General features: G+C 69.2%; 25 protein-coding genes. 13 read left to right on the top strand and 12 right to left on the bottom strand.

Annotated features, from left to right (window positions below):
* Positions 1–61: 61 nt before the first annotated feature.
* The 6 genes from EES48_RS09525 to EES48_RS09500 all read left to right on the top strand — a co-directional run bounded on the left by EES48_RS09525 (position 62) and on the right by EES48_RS09500 (position 6,164).
* Positions 62–1,741, top strand: a complete 1,680-nt coding sequence (locus tag EES48_RS09525; RefSeq protein ID WP_240623297.1) for an ArnT family glycosyltransferase — start codon at positions 62–64, stop codon at positions 1,739–1,741.
* Positions 1,738–2,643, top strand: coding sequence for a hydroxymethylglutaryl-CoA lyase (locus tag EES48_RS09520; RefSeq protein ID WP_122466237.1), 906 nt, complete (start codon positions 1,738–1,740; stop codon positions 2,641–2,643). The genes EES48_RS09525 and EES48_RS09520 overlap by 4 nt, the downstream gene beginning before the upstream one ends.
* A 420-nt stretch (positions 2,644–3,063) precedes the next feature.
* Positions 3,064–4,236: an aspartate aminotransferase family protein gene (locus tag EES48_RS09515; protein WP_122466235.1), complete on the top strand. Its 1,173-nt coding sequence runs from the start codon at positions 3,064–3,066 to the stop codon at positions 4,234–4,236.
* 34 nt (positions 4,237–4,270) lie between these two features.
* Positions 4,271–4,678: a GxxExxY protein gene (locus tag EES48_RS09510; RefSeq protein WP_122466134.1), complete on the top strand. Its 408-nt coding sequence runs from the start codon at positions 4,271–4,273 to the stop codon at positions 4,676–4,678.
* Positions 4,679–4,769: 91 nt separating this feature from the next.
* Positions 4,770–5,687 (top strand): ornithine carbamoyltransferase, encoded by a 918-nt coding sequence (gene argF / locus EES48_RS09505; protein WP_122466133.1) that lies wholly within the window; start codon positions 4,770–4,772, stop codon positions 5,685–5,687.
* Positions 5,688–5,837: 150 nt separating this feature from the next.
* A complete protein-coding gene (locus EES48_RS09500; RefSeq protein WP_122466132.1) occupies positions 5,838–6,164 on the top strand; it encodes a hypothetical protein in 327 nt (108 codons plus the stop codon).
* Between the two features lie 20 nt (positions 6,165–6,184).
* Here EES48_RS09500 and EES48_RS09495 read toward each other — a convergent pair whose 3' ends face one another.
* The 6 genes from EES48_RS09495 to aroQ are packed head-to-tail and all read right to left on the bottom strand — an operon-like array spanning position 6,185 to position 13,130.
* Positions 6,185–7,630: an AMP nucleosidase gene (locus EES48_RS09495; RefSeq protein WP_122466131.1), complete on the bottom strand. Its 1,446-nt coding sequence runs from the start codon at positions 7,628–7,630 to the stop codon at positions 6,185–6,187.
* A gap of 40 nt (positions 7,631–7,670) precedes the next feature.
* Positions 7,671–8,534, bottom strand: coding sequence for an alpha/beta hydrolase (locus tag EES48_RS09490; protein WP_122466130.1), 864 nt, complete (start codon positions 8,532–8,534; stop codon positions 7,671–7,673).
* Between the two features lie 31 nt (positions 8,535–8,565).
* Positions 8,566–10,635, bottom strand: coding sequence for an AsmA family protein (locus tag EES48_RS09485; RefSeq protein WP_122466129.1), 2,070 nt, complete (start codon positions 10,633–10,635; stop codon positions 8,566–8,568).
* Positions 10,636–10,689: 54 nt separating this feature from the next.
* Complete coding sequence (accC, locus tag EES48_RS09480; protein WP_122466128.1) at positions 10,690–12,039, bottom strand: acetyl-CoA carboxylase biotin carboxylase subunit; 1,350 nt, start codon at positions 12,037–12,039, stop codon at positions 10,690–10,692.
* Positions 12,040–12,047: 8 nt separating this feature from the next.
* On the bottom strand, positions 12,048–12,635 hold the full coding sequence (gene accB, locus EES48_RS09475; protein WP_122466127.1) for an acetyl-CoA carboxylase biotin carboxyl carrier protein: 588 nt from the start codon (positions 12,633–12,635) through the stop codon (positions 12,048–12,050).
* 6 nt (positions 12,636–12,641) lie between these two features.
* Positions 12,642–13,130: a type II 3-dehydroquinate dehydratase gene (gene aroQ / locus EES48_RS09470; protein ID WP_122466126.1), complete on the bottom strand. Its 489-nt coding sequence runs from the start codon at positions 13,128–13,130 to the stop codon at positions 12,642–12,644.
* A gap of 132 nt (positions 13,131–13,262) precedes the next feature.
* Here aroQ and thiS point away from each other — a divergent pair, with 132 nt between their 5' ends.
* Positions 13,263–13,460, top strand: a complete 198-nt coding sequence (thiS, locus tag EES48_RS09465) for a sulfur carrier protein ThiS (protein ID WP_122466234.1) — start codon at positions 13,263–13,265, stop codon at positions 13,458–13,460.
* Positions 13,461–13,464: 4 nt separating this feature from the next.
* On the opposite strand, the gene EES48_RS09460 is transcribed toward thiS, so the two are convergent.
* On the bottom strand, positions 13,465–14,028 hold the full coding sequence (locus EES48_RS09460; protein WP_122466125.1) for a carbohydrate binding domain-containing protein: 564 nt from the start codon (positions 14,026–14,028) through the stop codon (positions 13,465–13,467).
* A 78-nt stretch (positions 14,029–14,106) separates the two neighbouring features.
* Entirely contained in the window at positions 14,107–14,811 is a 705-nt protein-coding gene (locus EES48_RS09455; RefSeq protein WP_122466124.1) for an HAD family hydrolase, read from the bottom strand.
* A gap of 46 nt (positions 14,812–14,857) precedes the next feature.
* Here EES48_RS09455 and EES48_RS09450 point away from each other — a divergent pair, with 46 nt between their 5' ends.
* The 6 genes from EES48_RS09450 to EES48_RS09430 all read left to right on the top strand — a co-directional run bounded on the left by EES48_RS09450 (position 14,858) and on the right by EES48_RS09430 (position 19,245).
* Complete coding sequence (locus EES48_RS09450) at positions 14,858–15,526, top strand: SDR family NAD(P)-dependent oxidoreductase (RefSeq protein WP_122466123.1); 669 nt, start codon at positions 14,858–14,860, stop codon at positions 15,524–15,526.
* Between the two features lie 46 nt (positions 15,527–15,572).
* Positions 15,573–16,895, top strand: a complete 1,323-nt coding sequence (locus EES48_RS09445; RefSeq protein ID WP_122466122.1) for an amino acid permease — start codon at positions 15,573–15,575, stop codon at positions 16,893–16,895.
* A 45-nt stretch (positions 16,896–16,940) separates the two neighbouring features.
* The gene (gene carA / locus EES48_RS09440) at positions 16,941–18,107 is read left to right on the top strand and encodes a glutamine-hydrolyzing carbamoyl-phosphate synthase small subunit (protein WP_122466121.1); all 1,167 of its coding nucleotides are present in this window, start codon (positions 16,941–16,943) and stop codon (positions 18,105–18,107) included.
* A 90-nt stretch (positions 18,108–18,197) separates the two neighbouring features.
* On the top strand, positions 18,198–18,446 hold the full coding sequence (locus EES48_RS09435; protein ID WP_122466120.1) for a helix-turn-helix domain-containing protein: 249 nt from the start codon (positions 18,198–18,200) through the stop codon (positions 18,444–18,446).
* Entirely contained in the window at positions 18,446–18,583 is a 138-nt protein-coding gene (locus EES48_RS14855; RefSeq protein ID WP_162998101.1) for a hypothetical protein, read from the top strand. The genes EES48_RS09435 and EES48_RS14855 overlap by 1 nt, the downstream gene beginning before the upstream one ends.
* The gene (locus tag EES48_RS09430) at positions 18,562–19,245 is read left to right on the top strand and encodes a Pr6Pr family membrane protein (RefSeq protein ID WP_162998100.1); all 684 of its coding nucleotides are present in this window, start codon (positions 18,562–18,564) and stop codon (positions 19,243–19,245) included. Before EES48_RS14855 ends, EES48_RS09430 begins: the two co-directional genes overlap by 22 nt.
* Here the strand turns inward: EES48_RS09430 and lexA are convergent.
* The 4 genes from lexA to EES48_RS09410 all read right to left on the bottom strand — a co-directional run bounded on the left by lexA (position 19,226) and on the right by EES48_RS09410 (position 22,449).
* A complete protein-coding gene (lexA, locus tag EES48_RS09425) occupies positions 19,226–19,927 on the bottom strand; it encodes a transcriptional repressor LexA (protein WP_122466118.1) in 702 nt (233 codons plus the stop codon). The two genes, EES48_RS09430 and lexA, sit on opposite strands and share 20 nt — an antisense overlap.
* A gap of 112 nt (positions 19,928–20,039) precedes the next feature.
* Positions 20,040–20,828 (bottom strand): indole-3-glycerol phosphate synthase TrpC, encoded by a 789-nt coding sequence (trpC, locus tag EES48_RS09420; protein ID WP_122466117.1) that lies wholly within the window; start codon positions 20,826–20,828, stop codon positions 20,040–20,042.
* The gene (trpD, locus tag EES48_RS09415) at positions 20,825–21,859 is read right to left on the bottom strand and encodes an anthranilate phosphoribosyltransferase (protein ID WP_122466116.1); all 1,035 of its coding nucleotides are present in this window, start codon (positions 21,857–21,859) and stop codon (positions 20,825–20,827) included. Before trpD ends, trpC begins: the two co-directional genes overlap by 4 nt.
* On the bottom strand, positions 21,859–22,449 hold the full coding sequence (locus EES48_RS09410; RefSeq protein ID WP_122466115.1) for an anthranilate synthase component II: 591 nt from the start codon (positions 22,447–22,449) through the stop codon (positions 21,859–21,861). Before EES48_RS09410 ends, trpD begins: the two co-directional genes overlap by 1 nt.
* Positions 22,450–22,459: the final 10 nt, after the last annotated feature.

Here is a 22,459-nt window from a genome sequence, read left to right as displayed (position 1 = left end):
CTCCGCTTCGGGGCCCCTCGCCAAGACGATGGCCCAGGACAGAGAGCATGATACATCTGTCATGATGAACCGACCCGACCTGGATCAATGGATCGCCGGGTGGCGCGGGCCGATTCTGGCCGCGCTGCTCGCCGTGCTGGCCGGCCTGCCGGGCCTTCTGCTGGCCCCGGTGCTGGACCGCGAGGAGACGCGCGTCGCCCAGGGCACGGCCCAGATGATCGAATCAGGCGACCTGGTCGACATCCGTTTCCAGGACGAGCGCCGCTATCGCGAGCCGCCGGGCGCCAACTGGATGCAGGCGGTGGCGGTGCAAGCGACCGGTGGGCCCGAGGCGCGTGACATTCGCGCCTATCGCCTGCCGTCCCTGCTGGGCGCGGCCCTGGCGGCCGCCGCCTGCGCCTGGGCGGCGGGGGCATTGTTCGGATCGCGGGCGGGGTTCCTGGCCGGCGCCCTGATGGCCTCGACCTTCCTGCTCAGCTCCGAGGCCGGGATCGCCAAGACCGACGCCCTGTTGTGCGGCCTGATCACCCTGGCCATGGCGGCGCTGGGTCAAATCTATGTGCGGCTTCGCGACGAGCGGCGGGTGGGACGGCGGCTCAAGCTGATCTTCTGGTCGGCGGCCGCGGCGGCGATCCTGGTCGGCGGCCTGACCGCCCCCTTCATCATCGGCCTGACCTTGCTGACCCTGTGTGTGGCTGATCGGCGCGTGGCCTGGCTGGGACGGCTGGGCTGGGGCTGGGGTCTGCCGCTGACGGCCCTGATCGTCGGACCCTGGGCCATCGCCGTGACCATCGGCACCGACGGCGGCTTCTGGCGCGGCTATCTGGCCGAGAACCCGCTGTGGGCGGCTCTCAATGGCCGCGAGGACTGGGGTCTTCCAGGGGCCTATCTCCTGTCCGCGCCCCTGATGCTGTTCCCGGTGATCCTGATCCTGCCCGCCGCCCTTGTCGCGGCCTGGACCCGCCGGCACGAGCCGCCGATCCGCTTCGCGGCCGCCTGGCTGATCCCGGCCTGGGTGGCCCTGGAGATCGGTCCCGGCAGCCAGTGGCACGAGGTGCTGCCCCTGTTCGGCGCCATCGCCTGGCTGGCCTCCGCGGCGCTGCAGCGGCCGATGGGCCGCGTCCCCTATCTGGCCGGGACGGCCCTGGCGGTGGTCGGCGGCGTCTTCGTCACCATCGCCACCCTCTACGCCCTGTCCGAGTTCGGCGGCGAGAGCGCCCACGTCTGGGCGACGCCCACCATCGGCCTGACCCTGGCGGCGGCGGGCATCGGCGGCTTCCTGATGTTCCACCGGCTCGCCATTCCGGCGGTGGCGGCCTCGATCGTTCTCGGTGTTCTGGCCCACGGCGCCCTGGCCGGGGTGGCCCGTAATCTCCAGCCTCTTTGGGTGTCGAACCACATCGCAGATGAACTGCTCGACGCAGGCGCGCACCCGGTGGCCGGCCGCCTGCCGGGACCGGTGGCGGTGACCGGTTACAGCCAGCCCTCGATCGTCTTCCTGCTGGGCTCCGAGACCGAATTGACGGACGGGCGGGGCGCCGCCCGGGCCATCGCCCAGAACCGCCCCGCCGCCGTCGAACAGGCCGACGAGGCCGACTTCCGCGCCGCCTTGGCGTCGTTCGGCGAGTCGCCCGTGACCATCGGTGAGGTGACCGGCATCAACTATTCCAACGGCGACCGTGTGACCCTGACCCTCTATCGCCCCGAATGGCCGGGCGCGACGCCGGGAGGCCGTCCATGAGCCGCCCCGTCCAGATCGTCGAGGTCGGCCCGCGCGATGGCCTGCAGAACGAAACGGCTATCCTCGAACCGACCGAACGTGTCGAGTTCATCGTCCGTCTGGAGGCCGCCGGGGCGCGCCGGATCGAGGCGGTCTCCTTCGTCCATCCGAAATACGTGCCCCAGATGGCGGGCGCCGAAGAGGTGATGGCCGCGCTCCCGCCCGCGCCCGACCGCAGCCGGATCGGCCTGGTGCTGAACGCGCGCGGCCATGAGCGGGCGCTGGCCGCCGGCGTGGACGAGGTCAATGTCTCGATTTCGGCCACCGAGAGCTTCGGTCTCAAAAACCAGGGACTGGACCTCGCCGCCCAAGCCGAGATGGTCGAGGGCGTGGTCGCCCGCAACGCAGAGGCAGAAAGTCCGCCGCGCCTGTCCGTCACCTTGTCCTGCTGCTGGGGCTGCCCGTTTGAGGGTGAAGTCGATCCAGAGGCGGTCGTCGCCATCGTCCGGCGCGTCGCCGCCCTGGGCGTGGCCGAGATCGCCCTGGCCGACACCATTGGGGCCGGCGACCCCTGGCGGGTGCGCAGCCTCGTCGAGCAGGCGCGGGCTGCCGCGCCGGACGCCGTGCTGCGCCTGCATTTCCACGACACCCGCGCCACCGGCCTGGCCAACGCGGCCGCCGGAATCGAGGCCGGGGTCGATGTGCTGGACGCCAGCTGCGGCGGCATCGGCGGCTGCCCCTTCGCCCCCGGCGCCACCGGCAACATCGCCACCGAAGATCTGGTCTACATGCTCGAGCGCGGAGGCTTCCAGACCGGCTACGACCTCGACGCCCTGATCGAGACCGCCCGCTGGATCGGCGACCGCCTCGGCCGCCCGGCGCCGTCCAGTCTCAGCCGGGCAGGGGTGTTTCCCCGCCCCTGAGACAGGCCTTGTTCCCGCATTCGCGCCGCCCTCGTCCCGCGTCCTCGACCGTTGCGGCGAACCAGCGTCCGAATCGACCTCGCCTCCCGGCAATGGCCTATGCTGCCCGATCAGCCGGCCTCCCGAACCGGCGTTGGACTGTCTGTGCGCTATGAGTCTAACGCCTCGAGCAAACCAGCATCCGGTCAAGACGCGGATTTAACAGGGAAAGCAGATTGGCTGCAGGCTTCGGCCTGGACTCCTGGACTCATTTTTATGCGTGCCCCGAGTCTCGGCATCGATCCGGCCGACGGTTCGGGGTGGTGTTGACGAGTGGCGGCCCAGAGCCGACAACCCCGCCACTGACCACAGGCGGTCCCGTCGCTCCGGCGCCGGGGCCGCGTTCGCTTTGATGCAGGAGAACTCGCCGTGTCGCACATCATGGGTGTCTATAATCGCGCACCGGTCGAGGTTGAGCGCGGCGAGGGCGCCCGGCTGTTTGCGGCCGACGGCACGGTCTATCTGGACTGCGTCGCCGGCATCGCCACCAACTCCCTGGGCCACGCCAATCCGAAGCTGGTCGAGGCGCTGAAGGCGCAGGCCGACAAGATCTGGCACGTCTCCAACATCTTCAAGATTCCGGGTCAGGAAGAGCTGGCCGACCGCCTGTGCGCCGACTCCTTCGCCGATGTGGTCTTCTTCACCAATTCGGGCTCGGAAGCGGTGGAGTGCGCCCTCAAGACCGCGCGGAAGTACCACTCGGCCAATGGCGCGCCCGAGCGGATCGTCATCTACGGCTTCGACGGCTCGTTCCACGGCCGCACCTACGGAGCCATCAACGCCGCCGGCAACCCCAGCTATGTCGAGGGCTTCGGCCCGCGTCTGCCGGGGTATCAACAGCTGGTCTGGGGCGATCGCGAGGCTCTGGAGACGGCCTTCAAGGCCCCCGACACCGCCGCCATCATCCTGGAGCCGGTTCAGGGCGAGGGCGGGGCGCGCGCCATTCCCGAGGAAGACCTGCGCTGGCTGCGCCAGATGGCCGACGACAACGGCGTGCTGATCATCTTCGACGAGGTCCAGTGCGGCATGGGTCGCACCGGCAAGCTGTGGGCCCACGAATGGGCCGGCATGGCGCCCGACATCATGGCCGTGGCCAAGGCCCTGGGCGGCGGCTTCCCGGTCGGCGCCTGCCTCGCCACCGCCGAGGCGGCCAAGGGCATGACCGTGGGCGTCCACGGCTCGACCTTCGGCGGCAATCCGCTGGCCATGGCCGTCGGTCTGGCCGCCTATGACGAGATTTCGAAGCCCGAGACCCTGGCCAACGTCAATGAGGTCGCCGGCTATCTGAAGCAGCAGCTGAACGGCCTGAAGGACCGCCACCCCGACATCATCGAGGAGGTCCGAGGCAAGGGGCTGCTGGTCGGCGTCAAGCTGAAGCCGAACAACCGCGAGTTCATGGCCTGGGCTCGCGACGAGGCCCTGCTGGTCGCCGGCGGCGGCGACAACTGCGTGCGCCTTCTGCCGCCCCTGAACCTGACCCTGGACGAGGCCCGCGAAGCCATCGAGAAATTCGACGCCACCTGCGCCGCCGCGCGCGGCAAGATGGCGGCTTAGGGACTTAAGGGGTTCATCACAACGGGCACGGCGGATGCACGACGGACACCACGAGCCCGAGCCCGTGTCTCCCGCTGTGAACCGGGTCGGGCGGGCCGTGATGGATGCCGCCTTCACCGTCCATCGAACGCTGGGCCCCGGTCTCCTTGAGTCCGTCTATGAGCATTGCCTGGCAGAGGAGCTGCGTCAGGCCGGGCTGGACGTCCAGCATCAGGTCGGCGTTCCGGTGACCTACGGCGCGGTCCAGATCGATGTCGGCTTCCGGCTGGACCTTCTGGTCGAACGAAGCGTGATCGTCGAGGTGAAGGCGATCGACGCCCTGGCGTCGATCCATACGGCCCAGGTCCTGACCTATCTACGCTTTGCGCAGGTCCGACTCGGCTATCTGATAAACTTCAACTCTCTTCGTCTAAAAGACGGCTTCCGCCGTCTGATCCTTTGAGCTCCCGTCGTGTTCGTTGTGACCCCGTTGTGCCCGTTGTGATGAACCCGACCATCTGCCGCCGGTCCTTCGGCCGCATGAGGCATCGCCCATGATCCGTCACTTCCTCGACATCCATCGTCTGACGCCGGACCAGCTGCGCGCCATTCTCGATGACGCCCATGCTCGCAAGCGCGCCCGCAAGGGCTGGCCCCTGGGACGTGCAGACGCCGACGCCCCGGCAAAGGATCGCGTCCTGGCCATGGTGTTCGAGAAGAACTCCACCCGCACCCGGTTCTCCTTCGACGCCGCCATCCGCCAGCTGGGCGGGTCGTCCATCATCGCCACGGCCTCGGACATGCAACTGGGCCGGGGCGAGCCGGTCGAGGACACCGCCCGGGTGCTGTCGCGCATGGTCGATGCGGTGATGATCCGCGCCAACCAACACGAGGACGTCGAGAACTTCGCCCGCGTCTCGACCGTGCCGGTGATCAACGGCCTGACCGACCGCTCCCACCCCTGCCAGATCCTGGCCGACCTGCTGACGATCGAGGAGCATCGCGGCCCAATCCTGGGTCAGAAGATCGCCTGGGTCGGCGACGGCAACAATGTCTGCGCCAGCTTCATCCACGCGGCGCCGCTGCTGGGCTTCAAGCTCGCCATCGCCTGTCCGTCCGACTACCACCCTGACCTGCGCGACCTGGCCAGGGGCGGACCTGCGGTGACCCTCACCTCCGATCCCGAAGAAGCCGTGGCCGACGCCGATGTGGTGGTCACCGACACCTGGGTGTCGATGGGTGACGCCGACTATGACGCGCGCCTCGACGCCTTCGAGGACTACGGGGTCGACGAGGCGCTGATGGAGCGGGCCAGACCGGACGCCCATTTCCTGCACTGCCTGCCCGCCCACCGGGGCGAGGAGGTGGCCGATGCGGTCATCGACGGTCCGCGCTCCCTGGTCTGGGACGAAGCCGAGAATCGCATCCACGCCCAGAAGTCGGTGCTCGCCTGGTGTTTCGGCGCCTTCTGAGGGCTTGCGACGCTCCCACAAGTCAATGAAATCGTTCAATGTTCGACCTGCGCCTTAAGGACGTGCTAAGGTAGGTGAACGACGGCCGCGCCCGCGTCTTCCGACGCGTGTGGCGCACCCAGCGCCCGCTGACCAAACAAGGAGAGCTCCATGCCCGAAGAAGGCTTCATCCAGATGTATGTGCGCGATTTCACCGCCATGGCGACGCGCATGGAGGCGGGGGCCGACGTCGAGGAGCAGGTGACCCGACGGGTCAAGGAGCTGCGCGCCCACGCCGAGATCATGGATGCCCGCAAGGCCCCCGGCCACCGTCTGGCCGTCATCGACCGCCTGACCCATGAGGGCGAGCGCATCCACGTCCGCCAGGGCCGCATCGGGCCGGAAGACAATGAGCAGCTCGAGCGCCGCCGCGCCTTCCTGATGCATGTGGCCGACATGCTGGCCGACGACGCGGACCTCCACGCCAACGCCGCCTGATCGCCCGGGACGAGTCGCCGTCAGCGGAATGGCGGCTCGTCGAAGGCCCTGAGTTTGCGGGAATGCAGGCCCGCGCCCTCATCTCGCAGCATTTCCAGCGCCCGGATGCCGATCGACAGGTGCTCGGAGATCGAGCCCTCGTAGAAGCGGTTCGCCTGACCCGGCAGCTTGATCTCGCCGTGCAGCGGCTTGTCTGACACGCACAGCAGCGTGCCGTACGGCACCCGGAAGCGGTAGCCCTGGGCGGCGATGGTGGCCGATTCCATGTCGATGGCCACGGCCCGGCTCTGGTTGAAGCGCAGGGCCGACTTCGTATAGCGCAGCTCCCAGTTCCGGTCGTCGGTGGTGACCACCGTACCCGTGCGCAGCCGCCGCTTCACCTCCTCGCCCGGAGAGCCCGAGATATGCTTGGCGGCGTCGTAGAGGGCGCGCTGCACCTCGGCGATCGAGGGAATGGGGATGTCCGGCGGCAGCACCGCGTCCAGCACGTGATCGTCCCTCAGATAGGCGTGGGCCAGGACATAGTCGCCGATGGTCTGTGAAGGCCTCAGGCCGCCGCAGTGACCGATCATCATCCAGGCGTGTGGGCGGGTGACGGCGAGGTGGTCGCAGATGGTCTTGGCGTTTGACGGCCCCACCCCGATGTTGACCAGGGTCACCCCGTTCGCGCCCGGCGCGGTCAGGTGATAGGCGGGCATCTGATGCCGCCGCCAGGCGGTGTCGGAGATGGCCAGATCCGGGTCGGGATTGTCCTTGGTCAAGACCATCCCCCCGGCGCAGGCCAGGGTCTCATAGGGGCTGTCCGGATCCGCCAGCTGGGCGCAGGCCCAGCGCACGAACTCATCGACATAGCGGTGATAGTTGGTGAACAGCACCCAGCTCTGGACGTCCCCGACCGAGGTGCCGGTGTAGTGCCGGAGCCGCGCCAGCGAGAAGTCCGTGCGCAGCCCATCGAACTGCGACAGCGGGAAGTCCTCGGCCGGGTCGAACAGGCCGTCGGAGATTTCGTCGCCGATGTGGGCCAGGTCGGTGGTCGGGAACCAGCGGGCGATGGCGGCCGTCATCGTAGCGTCCAGCGCCACGTCCGAGCCGTCCAGCACATAGGGGAAGGGGATCTCCTGCTCCGACGGCTCGACCTTGAAGGTCGCGCCGTAGTCCTGGGCCAGCAGGGTCAGCTGTTCGATCAGATAGGGCCGGTAGAGGTCCGGCCGGGTGATGGTGGTCGAATAGACGCCCGGCCTCGACATGCGGGCATAGGCGCGGGCCTCTAGGTTACGGGGGCGTTCGCCGAACCAGCTGACGGTCAGTTTGGGATAGGAGAACAGGCCCTTGGCCCGAGCCTCGGGGTCGGCGCGCTCGCCGGTGTCGAGGAACGTGCGCACGGCCTGGCGCAGGTTCTGGACGGAGCGGTCGTAGAGCTCTTGCAGGCGGTCCAGCGCCGCCTCTGGGGTTATGTGTTCTGTCATGGCCTCCTCTAGCGGAGGATCGTGACGGTTTCGAGGGGGGTCAGCCGAGCGATCGGCGAAGGAAGGCCGTGACGTCGTCCAGCACCGGCGCCTTGTTGCGGAACAGCGGCGAGACGGTCGCGATCAGATCGGCGTGGTTCAGGCCCTCGTACAGCTTGCGTTCGACGGGAGCGCCCAGCGCTCGCAGGCGATCGGACAACAGGATGGTGTCCTCGGCGTGCACCGTCTCGTCGGCCGTGCCATGCCCCAGCCAGATCGGCGGGGCATCGGCGCGGGCGAAATGGAGCGGCTGGGTCTGGAGAGGATCGGGGGCCTGACCAAAGGCATCGATGGAGGATTTCACGTTCAGCGGCAGGAATTCGTAGGGACCGGCGAGGCCAGCCGCCGCTTTGATGATGTCGGGCGCGCCGGCCGCCGCCATGTAGCGCCGATCGAGGGTGATCATCAGGGCCAGATGCGCCCCGGCCGAATGGCCAACAACGCCCAGCTTTTCGCCATCGCCCCCCCAGCTCCCGGCGCGCTCACGCACCAGAGCCGTCGCCACCGCCGCGTCTTCCAGAAAGGTCGGAAACCGCACCTCGGGCACAAGACGATAATCGGGAACGGCGACCACGAACCCCTGCGCCGCGAGGGCCTGTGCGGCCCAGCCGTAAAGGGCCCTGCTGCCCGAGCTCCAGCCGCCGCCGTAGAAGAACACGAGGGTTGGCGTCGCATGTCTGCCCGCCGGACGCTCGCGGGGGGCGTAAACGTCCAGCTTCTGGCGGGGGTGATCGCCATAGGCGATGTCGCGCGCCACCCGCCCGGCGCCCCGATCGCGGGGGCCCAGCGCGTTCAGGGCGCCCAAGGGAGAGCAGGCGGCGACCAGCGCGCCGAGGGTGGGGGCAAGAAATCCGCGTCGGGTCATCGGTCAGATACGGGCGAGGCCGGAATTGGGTTCACCGCGCCGAGGCGATCAGGGCGCCGCAGTTGGCGTCCTCGGCCAGCCCCGGATCGACGAAGGGCAGCAGCGCCACCAGCGGATTGACCAGCGCCCCGAGCGCGCCGGCCAGCCCGCCCTGGGTCACCAGTTCCGAGGTGTCGACGCCGACTTGCGGCGAGACCAGCGACCCCCGCACCGTGATCGGAGCCCAGGCGCGGAGCAGCCGCGGCTGTTTCGTCTCGCCGTCCAGCCTCAGGTTCAGGGTCTCGCTCTCCAGATTGATGGTCCCGGTCCCCTGGGTCAGCACCACGTCGGTGTCGATCACCAGGGTGCGCGCCGTCGCCGTGCCGTTCTGGACCGTGAAGTCGGCCACGCCGCAGCGGATCGGCGTCACCGACCGATCGCCGCTGAACAGGCGCAGCAGGCCCGCGCTGACGTTGATGCCCAGCAGTTCGGCGAAGGCGCGTCGCATCTGGCCCTGGGGCACCACAAGGCTGAGATTTCCGTCGGCGTTCGAGGCCAGGTCGTGCAGCGACGCCCCCGGCCCTTCCAGCCGCGCCCGGCCGAGCGCCACGCCGGTGACGGTGGGCGCGCCGTCGCGGGCCGGAACGATCGACTCCAGCGGATAGCCGGCTAGGCGGAAATCGACGTTGCTATAGGGCACGTCGCGCGTGGCGTTGATCCTGGCCGTGCCGCGCAGCGTCCCGCGGTTGAAGGCGAAGGCGACCGGATCGAGGTCCAGGATACCCTGTTCGAGCGCCGCGCCCAGTTCGACCTCGCGGATCTCGAAGTCGTTACGCTTGACGCTGGCGGCGCGATAGCTGAGCCGTCCGTCCATCTGGCGCAGGCGATCGGCCTGCAGCGGCGCGTCAGGCAGCAGCCGCGTGGGCGAGCCGGAACTCGCGACCGTGCCGGACGGCGTCACCTGAGGCCGCGCACCCAGGACGGTGGCCAGGTCATCGATGTCCAGGGCGCGCGACGCCAGGTCGGCCTCGACGAACAGCCGATCGTTGACCCGGTCCACCGACATGTCGCCGCCGAGATCGGACGAGCCGACGCGGCCGCTGAAGTCGTTGAAGGTCCAGCGGTTGCGATTGCGCTCCAGCTTGCCGGCAAGCCGATAGGGCGGGGTGTTGGGGGCGGCGATGCCGGTGATGAGATAGAGGTCGTTGAGGTCGCGGCCTTCCAGGGTCAGGTCCGCCGTGAACCGCCTGAGATCGAAGGGCCGGGTGATGGCGCCGTCGGCGCTCACGGTCGTGCCCGCGCCGCTCAGTTCGGCCCGGAATCCATAGGGCCGATCCCGCCGAACATTGATGAAGGGTGCGCCGCGCACCCGGAGCTCCAGCGGCTCGCCGTTCAGCGAGCCCTCGCCGATCAACCGGAAGCCGACCCGCTCGCCGTCCTCTTCGAAGCCCTCGGCGGTTTCCCGGGCGTCGATGCGGGCGTCCAGGGTGAGATTGCGGCCCCGCTCCTCGAACCGGAGCCGACCCTCGCGGATGGTCAGGCGCTGGATGGCCGGGAGGTTCTCCCCGGAGTCGTCGGTGCGGTCGGGATCGAGCGCCCAGCTTTGGCGCCCCTCCTCGTCGATGATCAAGACGGCGTCCGGCCGCGTCACCGTCAGGGCCGGCACCTCGATCTGGCCGGCCAGTAGTTTGCGCAACCGGGCCGAGGCCTCGATCTGCCCGACCCTCAGGGTGTCCTGCTCCCGGGCCCAGTCCGGGCCGCCGATGCGGAGCGCCTGGACGCTGACGCTGGGCGTCCAGCTGAACAGGTTCACGTCCAGATCGCCGGCCAGCACGATCTCGCGGTCGTACTTCGCCGAGGCCCAGCGTCCGATGGGCCCCCTCAGCCAGTTCCAGTCGAACAGCAGCAGGAACACCACCACCGCCAGGACCAGGGCCAGAGCGATGCCGGCCGCGGTCTTTTCGGGCTTGCCTGGCCGACGAAAGCCGGCCGTCACGGGATCGTTGACGAGGGCCCAGTCATAGTAGCCGCGGGCCCGGCTTCGGCCGCCCGCCCAGCCCTCGCCCAGGCGTCGCCGCCAGGCCTCTGCGTCAAAACGGCGTCGGGGCGAAGGGTCGGCCATCGACCCGCAACGCCCGACACGCGCCGAAGTGGCGCCGTGCCGCTATTTTGGCGATCAGCCCCCGGCGCGCGCCTTGGCCCACTTCTCCAGCCAGTGGATGTCGTAGTCGCCACTGAGGATATCCGGCTCGGCCAACAGGCGCTGAAACAGCGGAATGGTGGTGTCGATGCCGCCCACGACCATCTCGTTCAGACTGCGCTTCAGTCGGGCCACGCACTCCTCGCGGTCGCGCCCGTGGACGATCAGTTTGCCGATCAGGCTGTCGTAATAGGGGGGGATCGAATAGCCGGCGTAGATGGCGCTATCCAGGCGCACGCCCAGTCCGCCGGGGGCGTGGAAATCGCTGATGGTGCCGGGAGATGGGGTGAAGGTGTCGGGGTTCTCGGCGTTGATCCGCACTTCGATGGCGTGGCCCTCGAAATGGATGTCGTCCTGAGTGAAGCTGAGTGGCAGTCCGGCGGCGACGCGGACCTGTTCGCGCACCAGATCGACTCCGGTGATCATTTCGGTGACCGGGTGCTCGACCTGCAGGCGAGTATTCATCTCGATGAAGAAGAACTCGCCGTCCTCCCACAGAAACTCGATGGTGCCGACGCCCAGATAGCCGATGGCGGCGATGGCCTTATTGACCGTCTCGCCGATCTGCTTGCGACCCTCGGCCGACAGGGCCGGGGAGGGGGCCTCTTCCAGCACCTTTTGGTGACGGCGTTGCAGCGAACAATCGCGCTCGCCCAGGTGGACGACATTGCCGTGGCTGTCGGCGATGACCTGAATCTCGATGTGGCGAGGTTTCTGGAGGTAGCGCTCCATATAGACCGCGCCGTTGCCGAAGGCGGCCTTGGCCTCGGACTGGGCGGTCTGAACCGCCTCGACCAGGTCGTCGGGGGTCAGGGCCACCTTCATGCCGCGTCCGCCGCCGCCGGCCGCCGCCTTGACGATCAGGGGAAAGCCGATCGACTTCGACGCCTCGATAGCGGCCTCAACCGTCTCGACCTCGCCGTCGGAGCCGGGGACGACGGGGATGCCGGCGTCCATCACCGTCTTCTTGGCGGTGATCTTGTCGCCCATCACGCGGATGTGCTCGGGCTTGGGCCCGATGAAGGTCATGCCGTGGGCTTCCACGATCTCGGCGAAGCGGGCGTTCTCGCTGAGGAAGCCGTAGCCGGGGTGGATCGCCTGGGCGCCGGTGATCTCGGCCGCCGCGATGATCGACGGGATGTTGAGATAGGATTTCGCTGCCGGCGCCGGGCCGATGCACACGCTCTCGTCGGCCAGCCGCACCCACATGGCGCCGCGATCCGCCTCGGAATGCACCGCCACGGTGGAGATGCCCATCTCCTTGCAGGCGCGGTGGATGCGGAGCGCGATCTCGCCGCGGTTGGCGATCAGGACCTTGGTGAACATTGTTGGCCTCAGGCCTCGAGCAGAACGAGAGGTTCGCCGAACTCGACCGGTTGGGCGTCGCCGACTAGCACCTCGGCCACCACGCCGTCGCGGGGTGACTGGATCGGGTTCATGGTCTTCATGGCCTCGACTATCAGCAGGGTCTGGCCCTTCTTCACCGTGTCGCCGGGCTGCACGAAGGCCGGAGCTTCGGGCGAAGCCTGCAGATAGGCGGTGCCGACCATCGGCGATTTCACCTCCTCGCCGGCGCGCGGCAGGATGGTGGCCGGGTCGGACGGCATGGACACCGGCGCGGCCGCAGGGGCGGCTGCCGGCGCCGGGGCCGCGAGCGGAGCCGGAGCATAGGCGGCGGGCGCAGCGACCAGCTTGGTTTCCCGTTTCACGCAGATCCGCAGGCTGCCGCGTTCCACCTCGATCTCCGTCAGGTCGGTCGCCTTCAGGATCGTCGCCAGCTGTCGCACCAGAAGGGTGTCGATGGTCGAGCGTGACCGGGGGCGGGGCGCTGGGGTGGAGACCGCAGCGCCCTCGGCGGGCGCGGCGGCAGCCGGGGTTGCGCCCTTGGCGGCGGGGGAGCGGGGAGTCTTGGCGGAGGCCATGGGTGTTCAGCCTTTCTGGACGGTCGAACGGTCCGACGCGGACGCCCGTTCCGAACCCGGCCGCCGGGCCAGATCAAGGGCGGCCCGCACGGCCAGCTCATAGCTCATGGGCCCGAAGCCCGAAATCACGCCGGCGGCGACCGGCGAAACAAACGATCGATGACGAAAGCGCTCGCGCGTCATCGGATTGGACAGGTGGCATTCGACCACGGGAATGGCCAGAGCCCTCAAGGCGTCGAGCAGCGCCACCGAGGTGTGGCCGTATCCCGCCGGATTGAGAACCACGGCATCGGCCTCGCGGCCGGCGGCCTGGACCCAGTCGATCAGCTCGCCCTCGTGGTTGGTCTGGCGAAACACGACATCGGCGCCCTCGGCCGCGTCACGACAGCGGCGCTCGATGTCGGCCAGGGTGTCGCGGCCATAGATGTCCGGCTCGCGCGTCCCCAGCAGATTGAGGTTGGGCCCGTTCAAGACATGGAGGACGAGGTCGGCCAAGCGGTGGTTCCGGGCGGGGCGGATGAGAATCCGCAGGGGGCGCGCCTTTTAGCCCAGCCTGATGCGGCGTCAAAGCGGCCATGCCGCCTGCGACCTCTGGCGAAACGCTTCGCGAGCCGTCACATGGAGGCCATGCAGATCACCGTGAACGGCGAACCCCGCGAGACCGAGGCCGCGACCCTAAGCCAACTGGTCGCCGAACTGTCGCTGGATCCCAACAAGGTGGCCATCGAGCGCAATCTGGAGATCGTGCCCCGCTCCCTGCACGCCGCCACACCCCTGGGCGAGGGCGACCGGCTGGAGATCGTCCAGTTCGTGGGTGGTGGCTGAAAGCTCAGTCGTTGGTCGGCAGGCGCTCGACGTCATAGTCGGGGCCGAAGTCGAAGATGAAGACCGGGCCCAGCTCCACCGTCTGGGCCGCCCCGGCCAGCTGGACCGAGGCGTTGGCCCGGCCGCCGACGAAGGCCTGATCCGCACGCCCTTGTGCGAACCAGAGCTTCCACTCCGAACCGGGGCTGACCGTCCCGGCCGCGATCTCGGGATAGGGCGCGTCCGAGCCCTGCAGCCGGATATTGACCGTCGCCCCCGGCGTATCCGATCTCAACCAGACGCCCAGCAGCATGACGTCGCCGGCGGCGATGGGGTCGGCGGTGAAGGCCTGGGCGGCCACGTCCCAGGGATTCGCGCCCGCTCGCGTCACCTCGACCTGCAGCGCCTGACCGCCCTGAACCTCGGCCTCGATGACCTGATGGCTCAGGCCGGGCCCATAGACGGTCCAGCTGCTGACGCGCGGATTGTTGACCGCCCGGTCGATCAGGGGCGGTTCAGTCGCCGGCTCTTGGGCGAGGGTCGGGCCGGCCGCCAAGGCGCCGGCCAGGGCGAGAATGATCGGGCGCATGGCTTCCCCTCCAGCGATATCGAACGAAGCTAAAGCCTCGATCCTGCTCGCCAAGTCACATCGGGTAAACGTGGGGCTTCAGCGGCGGCGCGCCTCGATCCAGCCCGGCAACTGGTCCAGGCTTTCCAGCGCTCCGTACAGCGGCTCATCCTCCGGCGCGTCGGCCAGCTCGTGGGCCCAGGTGACGGCGTAGGGGATATGCACCCCGAACGCCCCGGCCTTGATCGCCGGCAGTACGTCGGACTTCATCGAATTGCCCGCCATCACCGCCTCGGTCGCGCCCGAGCCATGCCGCTCGAACACCCGGGTGTAGGTGTCGGCGGTCTTCTCCGACACGATCTCCACCGCCGCGAACAGGTCGCCCAGACCGGACGCCGCCAGCTTGCGCTCCTGGTCCATCAGGTCTCCCTTGGTGATCAGCACCAGGCGATAGCGTTCAGACAGGGCCGCCAGGGCCTCGTCGACGCCCGGCAGGGTCTCGACCGGATGGGCCAGCATCTCGCGACCCGCCGCCAGGATTTCGCGGATGGCGGCCGAAGGCGGTTCTCCGCCACAGAGCTCCATCGCCGTCTCGATCATCGACAGGGTGAAGCCCTTCACCCCATAGCCGTAGAGCCGCAGATTGCGCTGCTCCGTCGCGGCCAGCCGGCTGTCGATCTCCGTTGGATCCGCATGATCGGCCAGGAGCGCGGCGAACCGGTCGTGGGTCAGGCGAAAGATGGTCTCGTTGTGCCAGAGGGTGTCGTCGGCATCGAGGCCGACCGTGGTGATGGTGCGGAGCATGGCCGGCGGGTTAGCATGAGTCATGAGCCTCGGGGATAGGACAGCCATGGATCGCCACGTCCTGATCGTCGGCGCCTCGGGCGGGATCGGCCACGCACTGGCCGACGCCCACGAAGCGGCCGGCTGGCGGGTCGAGCGCGCCTCTCGCGCCACGGGGCTGGACCTGCTGGACGAGGCGTCGATCGCCGCGCTGGCCGAGCGCGCGGCGCCGCCGGACCGCGTCATCGTCGCCACCGGGGTTCTGCATGACGGCCGCCAACCCGAGCGGTCGATGAGGGCGCTGGATCCCGAACATCTGATCCGAGACTATCGCATCAACGCCATCGGTCCGGCCATAATCGCCAAGCATCTGATCCCGCGCATGCGACGCGATCGGCCGGTCGTGTTCGCGGCCCTGTCGGCGCGGGTGGGGTCGATCTCGGACAACCGGCTGGGCGGCTGGCACGCCTATCGCGCCTCCAAGGCGGCGCTGAACATGCTGATCCGCACCGTGGCGATAGAGGCGGCGCGGACCCATCCCGAGCTGATCGTCTGCGGCCTTCATCCCGGTACGGTGGCCACCGACCTGTCGGCGCCCTTTCAAAAGGGCGTGCCGGCCGAGCGGCTGTTCTCGCCCGAGCAGGCCGCCGAACAGCTGATGACGGTGATCGACGGGCTAACGCCGGCCCAATCGGGCGGCGTGTTCGCCTGGGACGGAGCAGCGATCCCCGCTTGACCGCTGGGTCAGCAACCGCCACCCCATCCGCAACGCGGAGGGGCCGATGACGACAGTGGGAGCGACCACGCCAAACACCGCTGGCCGGCTCGGCTGGGGCGTGGCCGGCCTTCTGGTCGCCGGCAACATGATCGGCTCCGGCCTCTATCTGCTGCCCGCGACCCTGGCGCCCTTCGGATCGTCCAGTCTGATCGGCTGGCTGGTGTGCGGCGTCGGCGCGCTGGTGTTGGCCCTGATGTTCGGAGCGCTCGGTCGGTTTCGCCCCGGCGCGGATGGGCTGATCGACCAGGCCGAGCAAGGGCTGGGCCGGTTCGCCGGCTATCTCGCGGCGCTGGCCTACTGGATGGCCTGTCTGGCCGGCAACGTGGCGGTGGCCATCGCCGGCACCGGCTATCTGGCCTTCTTCTTTCCGGTGCTGGAGCAGCCGTGGCCGGCGGCCATGGCCAACCTCGGCTTCATCTGGGTCGCGACCCTGGCCTATATCTTCGGGGCGCGGTCGGCGGCGCGGCTTGGCGCCGCAGCCCTGATCGTCGGCCTGCTGCCCATCCTGATCGCGGTGGCGGCGGCCGGCGTCGCCTTCCGCCCCCAGACCTTCGCCGCCAGCTGGAGCCCGGAAGGTCTCAGCCTGGCCCAAAGCGTCCCGCCGTCGCTGGCCATCATCTTCTGGGCCTTCCTTGGATTGGAGAGCGCGGCGGTGTTGTCTCGGCAGGTGCGGGATCCCGCCCGCGACGTCGGCCGCGCCACGGTCGCGGGGGTGGGTCTGGCCCTGGTCGTCTATATCGCCGCCTGCGTGGCGGTGTTTGGGGTCATCCCGGCCGAGCGCCTGGCCCTGTCGACCAGCCCCTACGCCGACCTGGCCGCGCGGGTGTTCGGCGCCTCCATCGCCGGTCTGGTCGCCGCCTGCGCGGTCATCAAGGTGCTGGGCACCGTCACCGGCTGGACCATGATGGGCGGCGAGACGGCGCGCCGCGCGGCGGAAAAGGGCTGGGCCCCGCGCTGGTTCGGCGGCGGCGGGCGGGGGCGTCCCCTGTCCAATCCGCTGATCAACGGCGGTGTGATGACCGTTCTGGCCCTGATCAGCGTCCAGCCCACCCTGGGCGAGCAGTTCGGCGTGCTGGTCGGCGTCACCTCGGTTTTGTGCCTGACCCTCTACGCGCTCTGCGCCGTCGGTCTGTGGAAGGCCTCGACCGAGGTGCGCTGGCGGCTGCTGGCCCTGGCGGGTCTGGTGTTCTCGGTGGCGGCGGTGGTCGCGGCCTCGACCGGCTATGTCTGGCCGACCCTGGGCTTCTTCACCCTGTGCGCCCTGGCCTGGCTGTGGGTCAGGCGTCAGGCGCCGCCCGCCGTTGACCCCGGTCCCGGCCCTCTATAGTCACGCCGCCGTTTGCCCGCCGGAATCTTTCGCTAGGAGAGCGCCATGACTGAGCTTCTGAAAGGCGTCACCGGCGTCCTCGTCCTGGCCGATGGCACGGTGCTGCAAGGTGTCGGCTGCGGCGCGACGGGCGAGGCTCTGGGCGAGGTGGTCTTCAACACCGCCATGACCGGCTATCAGGAGATCCTGACCGACCCCAGCTACATGAGCCAGATTCTGGCCTTCACCTTTCCCCACGTCGGCAATGTCGGGGTGAACGTCGAGGATGTGGAGCAGATGGGCGGCGGCTCCGAGACGGCGGCGCGCGGCGCGATCTTCCGCGATCTCCCCACCGATCCGGCCAACTGGCGCGCCACGCCGGGTGAGGGCGGAACCCTGGACGGCTGGATGACGCGGCGCGGCGTGGTCGGTCTGGCCGGGGTCGACACCCGGGCGCTGACCGCCGCCATCCGTGACAACGGCGCCCCGCATGCGGTGATCGCCCATGATCCGGAGGGCCGTTTCGACCTGGAGGCCCTGGTCGCCAAGGCCCGCGCCTGGACCGGCCTGGTCGGGCTCGACCTCGCCCGCGACGCCTCGACGCTCCAGGCCTTCGACTGGGACGAGGGCGTCTGGGACTGGCCCGAGGGCTATCCGCGCGTGGATGCCGCCGGCAAGTCGGTGGTGGTCATCGACTACGGGGTGAAGCGCAACATCCTGCGCGCCCTGGCCTCGACCGGCGCGAAGATCACCGTGGTGCCCGCCTCGACCACGGCGGAGGAGGTCCTGGCCCGCAATCCCGACGGCGTGGTGCTGTCCAACGGGCCGGGCGATCCGGCGGCGACCGGGGAGTACGCCGTGCCGGAAATCAAAAAGCTGGTCGACAGCGGCAAGCCCCTGATGGGCATCTGTTTGGGCCACCAGATGCTGGCCCTGGCGCTGGGGGCGAAGACCGTGAAGATGGATCAGGGCCACCACGGCGCCAATCACCCGGTCAAGGACCTGACCACCGGCAAGGTCGAGATCGTGTCCATGAACCACGGCTTCACCGTCGATCGCGACAGCCTGCCCGACGCCGTTCAGGAGACCCACGTCAGCCTGTTTGACGGCACCAACTGCGGCATCGCGCTGAAAGACCGCCCGGTGTTCAGCGTCCAGCACCACCCCGAGGCCTCGCCCGGCCCGACCGACAGCCTGTATCTGTTTGACCGCTTCCGTCAGTTGATGGGCTGATCCGCCGCGCTTGCCGAGCGCGACGGTTCCTGCCTTCATGCGGACGCGACACGGCGCAACGCCGGCGCGGTCCTTTGAGGGAGGACGGGCATGGGTTCGGTTCTGGGCTTTCCGGGGATTGATCCGGCGGACGCGGCCGTTGGCGCGCGGCTGAAACGCTGGCGCGAAGACCGCGGCATGACCGTCGACAGTCTCGCGCGCATTCTCGACATCAGCCCCGAGGACGTGCGGCGCGCCGAGGCGGGTCGGACTCACCTCGACAGCTGCCAGATCGCCGCCGCCACCGCCGAACTGCATCTGCCGGTGTGGGCGCTGGTGTCCGATAGGAGGGCCTACTGATGTGGCGACGCGACCAGATGGCGCGGGGGTTCCGGGCCGGGTTTCGCGACGGGCGGCATGACGCGACGTCGCTCAAGGCGGGGGCTGCCGCGGGCATCATTGGCGGCCTGATCGCATGCCTGATCCTGGCGCTCTGAGCCCCCCGGGCCCTCGACTCGCACGGCTGTGGCGGCTGGGCTTCGGCCTCCTCGGTCTGGCGGCACTGACGCTGCAGTTCGGGCTGATGCTGTCGAACGCCGACGGCGCGCCGCTGAGCCGCAGCCTGATCAACTTCTTCAGCTATTTCACCATCCTGACCAATCTGCTGGTCGCCTTCGCCCTGCTGGCGCCGGCCATCGATGCACGCGCCGTGCTGGGCCGGTGGATGGCGGGCGAGGGGGTGCGGGCGGCGGTGACGATGTACGCGGTGGTGGTCGGGCTGACCTATCACCTGCTGCTGGCCCGCGTCTGGTCGCCCGAGGGGTGGTGGTGGCTCGCCGACACCCTGCTGCACACCGCCATGCCGCTGGCCATGCTGGTCGACTGGCTGCTGTTTACGCCCAAGGGCCGCTTGCGTTGGTTTGATGCGGTGAAGTGGCTGCTGTTTCCGGCGGTGTTCGGGGCCTGGACCCTGGCGCACGGAGCGCTCAGCGGCTGGTACCCCTACTGGTTCATCGACGTCGGCGAACTGGGGCTGGAGCGGGCGGCGATCAACTTCGCCGGCCTGCTCGCCGTCTTCCTGGTGCTGGGCCTGGCGGTGGTGGCGATCGATCGGGTGATCGGCCGCAAGCGCACACCCGTCAGTGGTAGCGCCGCATGAGGCCGACCAGCTTGCCCTGAACCTCGACCTGGTCGGGTCCGAAGATGCGGGTTTCGTAGTGGCGGTTGGCGGGCTCCAGCGCGATCGAGCCGCCCTTCTTGCGCAGGCGCTTCAGGGTCGCTTCCTCGCCCTCGACCAGGGCCACCACGATCTCGCCCGAGGTCGCCGTGTCGCCCCGGCGGATGATCACCAAGTCGCCGTTCAGGATGCCGGCCTCGATCATCGAGTCGCCCTCGATCTCCAGCACATAGTGCTCGCCCCCGCCCAGCATGGAGGCGGGCACCATCAGCCGGTCCTGCTCGTGCTGGATGGCGGCGATCGGCGTGCCGGCGGCGATCTTGCCCAGCAGCGGCAGTTCGCGGGTGTCGTTGGCGGCCTCGGGATTGACCATGCCGCCGACCGGCCGCCCGCCCTCGATCACACCGGGGGTGAACCCGGCTCGGCCGCGCGGCGCGCCCGCCGTCGCCTGATCCGGCAGTTTCAACACCTCCAGCGCCCGCGCCCGGTGCGCCAGCCGCCGGATGAAGCCCCGCTCCTCCAAAGCCGTGATCAGCCGGTGGATGCCCGACTTGGACGCCAGGTCCAGCGCCTCCTTCATCTCGTCGAAGGACGGAGACACGCCGGTCTCCTTGATCCGCTCGTGGATGAACATCAGCAGCTCGTGCTGCTTCCGGGTGAGCATGGTGCGCCTCCGCTGGCCCGAAGCGGGAATCATCCGCGAACAAGCCGTGAACCGATAGGCGATGTTCTGTAAGTGTTCTTCGCTAATGTCAACTTAACGGCGGAGCTGGGCCTTAGCCCAAAAGCGTCCGCGTCGCCGCCTCGACGTCGTCCTGCCGCATGAGGCTCTCGCCGACGAGGATAGCCTGGGCGTGGGCGGCGGAGACGCGCGCCACGTCATCGGGGGTGAAGATGCCGCTCTCGGCGACCAGCACGGCGCGGACCGGGCTGAGGATGGCCAGGCGCTCGGTGGTCTCCAGATCGACCGCGAACGTCCGCAGCGACCGGTTGTTGATCCCCACCAGGTCGGCGCCCAGCGCGCAGGCGCGGACCATCTCGGCCTCGTCGTGGGTCTCGACCAGGGCGTCCATGCCCCAGCGTTCGGCCTCGGCCATGAGGTCGGCCGCCAAGGCGTCGTCGACCATGGCCAGGATCACCAGGATGCAGTCGGCGCCCAGCGCTCGGCTTTCGGCCACCTGCCAGGGATCGACCAGGAAGTCCTTCCTCAGGCAGGGCAGGGCGGTCGCCGCGCGGGCCTGGCCAAGATAGGCGTCATCGCCCTGGAAACTGGGGCCATCGGTCAGCACCGACAGGCAGGTCGCGCCGCCGCGCTCATAGGCCTTGGCCAGCGCCGGCGGGTCGAAGTCGGGTCGGATCAGGCCCTTGGACGGGCTGGCCTTCTTGATCTCGGCGATCAGGGCCGGGCTGCCGGCGTCCGACGCGTCCAGCAGAGCCTTGCGGAAACCGCGCGGGGCAGAGGCCGCCGTGGCCCGCGTTTCGATTTCTGCCCGAGACGTCGCGGCCTTGCGGGCGGCGACCTCCTCGCGTTTGTAAGCGGCGATGCGCTCGAGGATATCGGTCATTCCGGGGCCGGGTCGGTCGGGGTGTTGGTGGTTTCGACCAGTCGCGCCAGGGCCTGGGCGGCGCGGCCGTCGTCGATGACCGCAGCGGCCAGTTCGGCGCCCTCCTTCAGCGTCTCGACCCGGTCGCCGACGACCAGGGCGGCGGCGGCGTTCAGCAGCACGATGTCGCGATAGGCGCCCGAAGCGCCCGCCAGCAGCGCGGTCAGGGCGGCGGCGTTCTCCTCGACGTCCCCACCCCGCAGGTCCGCGATATCGGCGCGCGGCAGGCCCGCTTCCTCCGGCGTGACCTGGAATCGCCGAACCGCCCCGTCGCGCCATTCGGCCACTTCGGTGTCGCCGGTGGTGGTCAGCTCATCGAGACCTTGGCCATGCACGGTCCAGGCCCGAACGGCGCCCAGTCGTCCCAAAACTTCAGCCAGGGGCTCCAGCAGGCGGGGGTCATAGACGCCCATCACCTGACGCCGCGCCCCCGCCGGATTGGACAGCGGACCCAGCAGGTTGAACACCGTCCGGAACCCGATTTCGGCCCGAACCGGCCCGACATGGCGCATGGCCCCGTGATAGGCGGGGGCGAACAGGAAGGCGATGCCGGCCTCGTCGAGCGCGCGCCGCTGCTGGGTCGGGCTGGCCTGCAGATTGACCCCCAAGGCCGACAGCACGTCCGACGATCCGGACTTGGAGCTCAGCGCCCGGTTGCCGTGCTTGGCGACCTTCAGCCCGGCGCCGGCCAGCACCAGGGCGGCGGCCGTCGAGATGTTGAACGTATGCGCCCCATCGCCGCCCGTGCCGCAGGTGTCGATGGCGTCATAGGGATGGTCCAGAGTCAGGGCCGCCTGACGCATGGCTGTCGCGAATGCGGCGATCTCCTCGACCGTCTCGCCGCGAATACGCAAGGCCGTCACCGCCGCCGCCACCTGGGCGGGGGTCGGCTCGCCCCTCAGACAGGCGGCGAAGAAATCGCGCGCCTCGTCGCCCGACAGCACCCGGCCGTCGACCAGCTTGGCCAGCAGAGGCTTGAACCCGTCGGCCATCAGACCATCGCCGTTCGGCGCACATTGGCCAGATCGAGGAAGTTGCCGATCAGATCGTGGCCGTGCTCGGTGGCGATGGATTCGGGATGGAACTGCACCCCGTGGATCGGCCGCGTTTTGTGGGCCAGCCCCATGATCTCGCCGTCCTCGGTCCAGGCGGTGACCTCGAGCACGTCGGGCAGGGTGTCGCGCCGGACCGCCAGCGAATGATAGCGCGTCGCCGTGAACGGGTTGGGCAGCCCTCGGAACACGCTCTCGCCCGCATGCAGGATCGGCGAGGTCTTGCCGTGCATCAGGGTCTTGGCCCGGATCACCTCGCCGCCGAAGGCCTGGCCCATGGCCTGATGGCCCAGGCAGACGCCGAAGACCGGCATGTCCTCTGGCGCCGTCTCGAGGATCGGCAGGCAGATGCCCGCCTCATTCGGCGAGCACGGCCCGGGCGACAGCAGGACGGCGTCCGGCCGGCTTGCCCAGACCTCGTCCACCGTCAGCTGGTCGTTCCTGACCACGCGCGTCTCGGCCCCCAGCTCGGCCAGATAGTGGACGAGGTTGTAGGTAAAGCTGTCGTAGTTATCGACGACCAGGATCATGGGCGGCTTC

Origin of the sequence: Brevundimonas lutea (assembly GCF_003704105.1) — a bacterium.
Lineage (GTDB): Bacteria > Pseudomonadota > Alphaproteobacteria > Caulobacterales > Caulobacteraceae > Brevundimonas > Brevundimonas lutea.
This window is presented reverse-complemented; position numbering and strand designations above follow the sequence as displayed.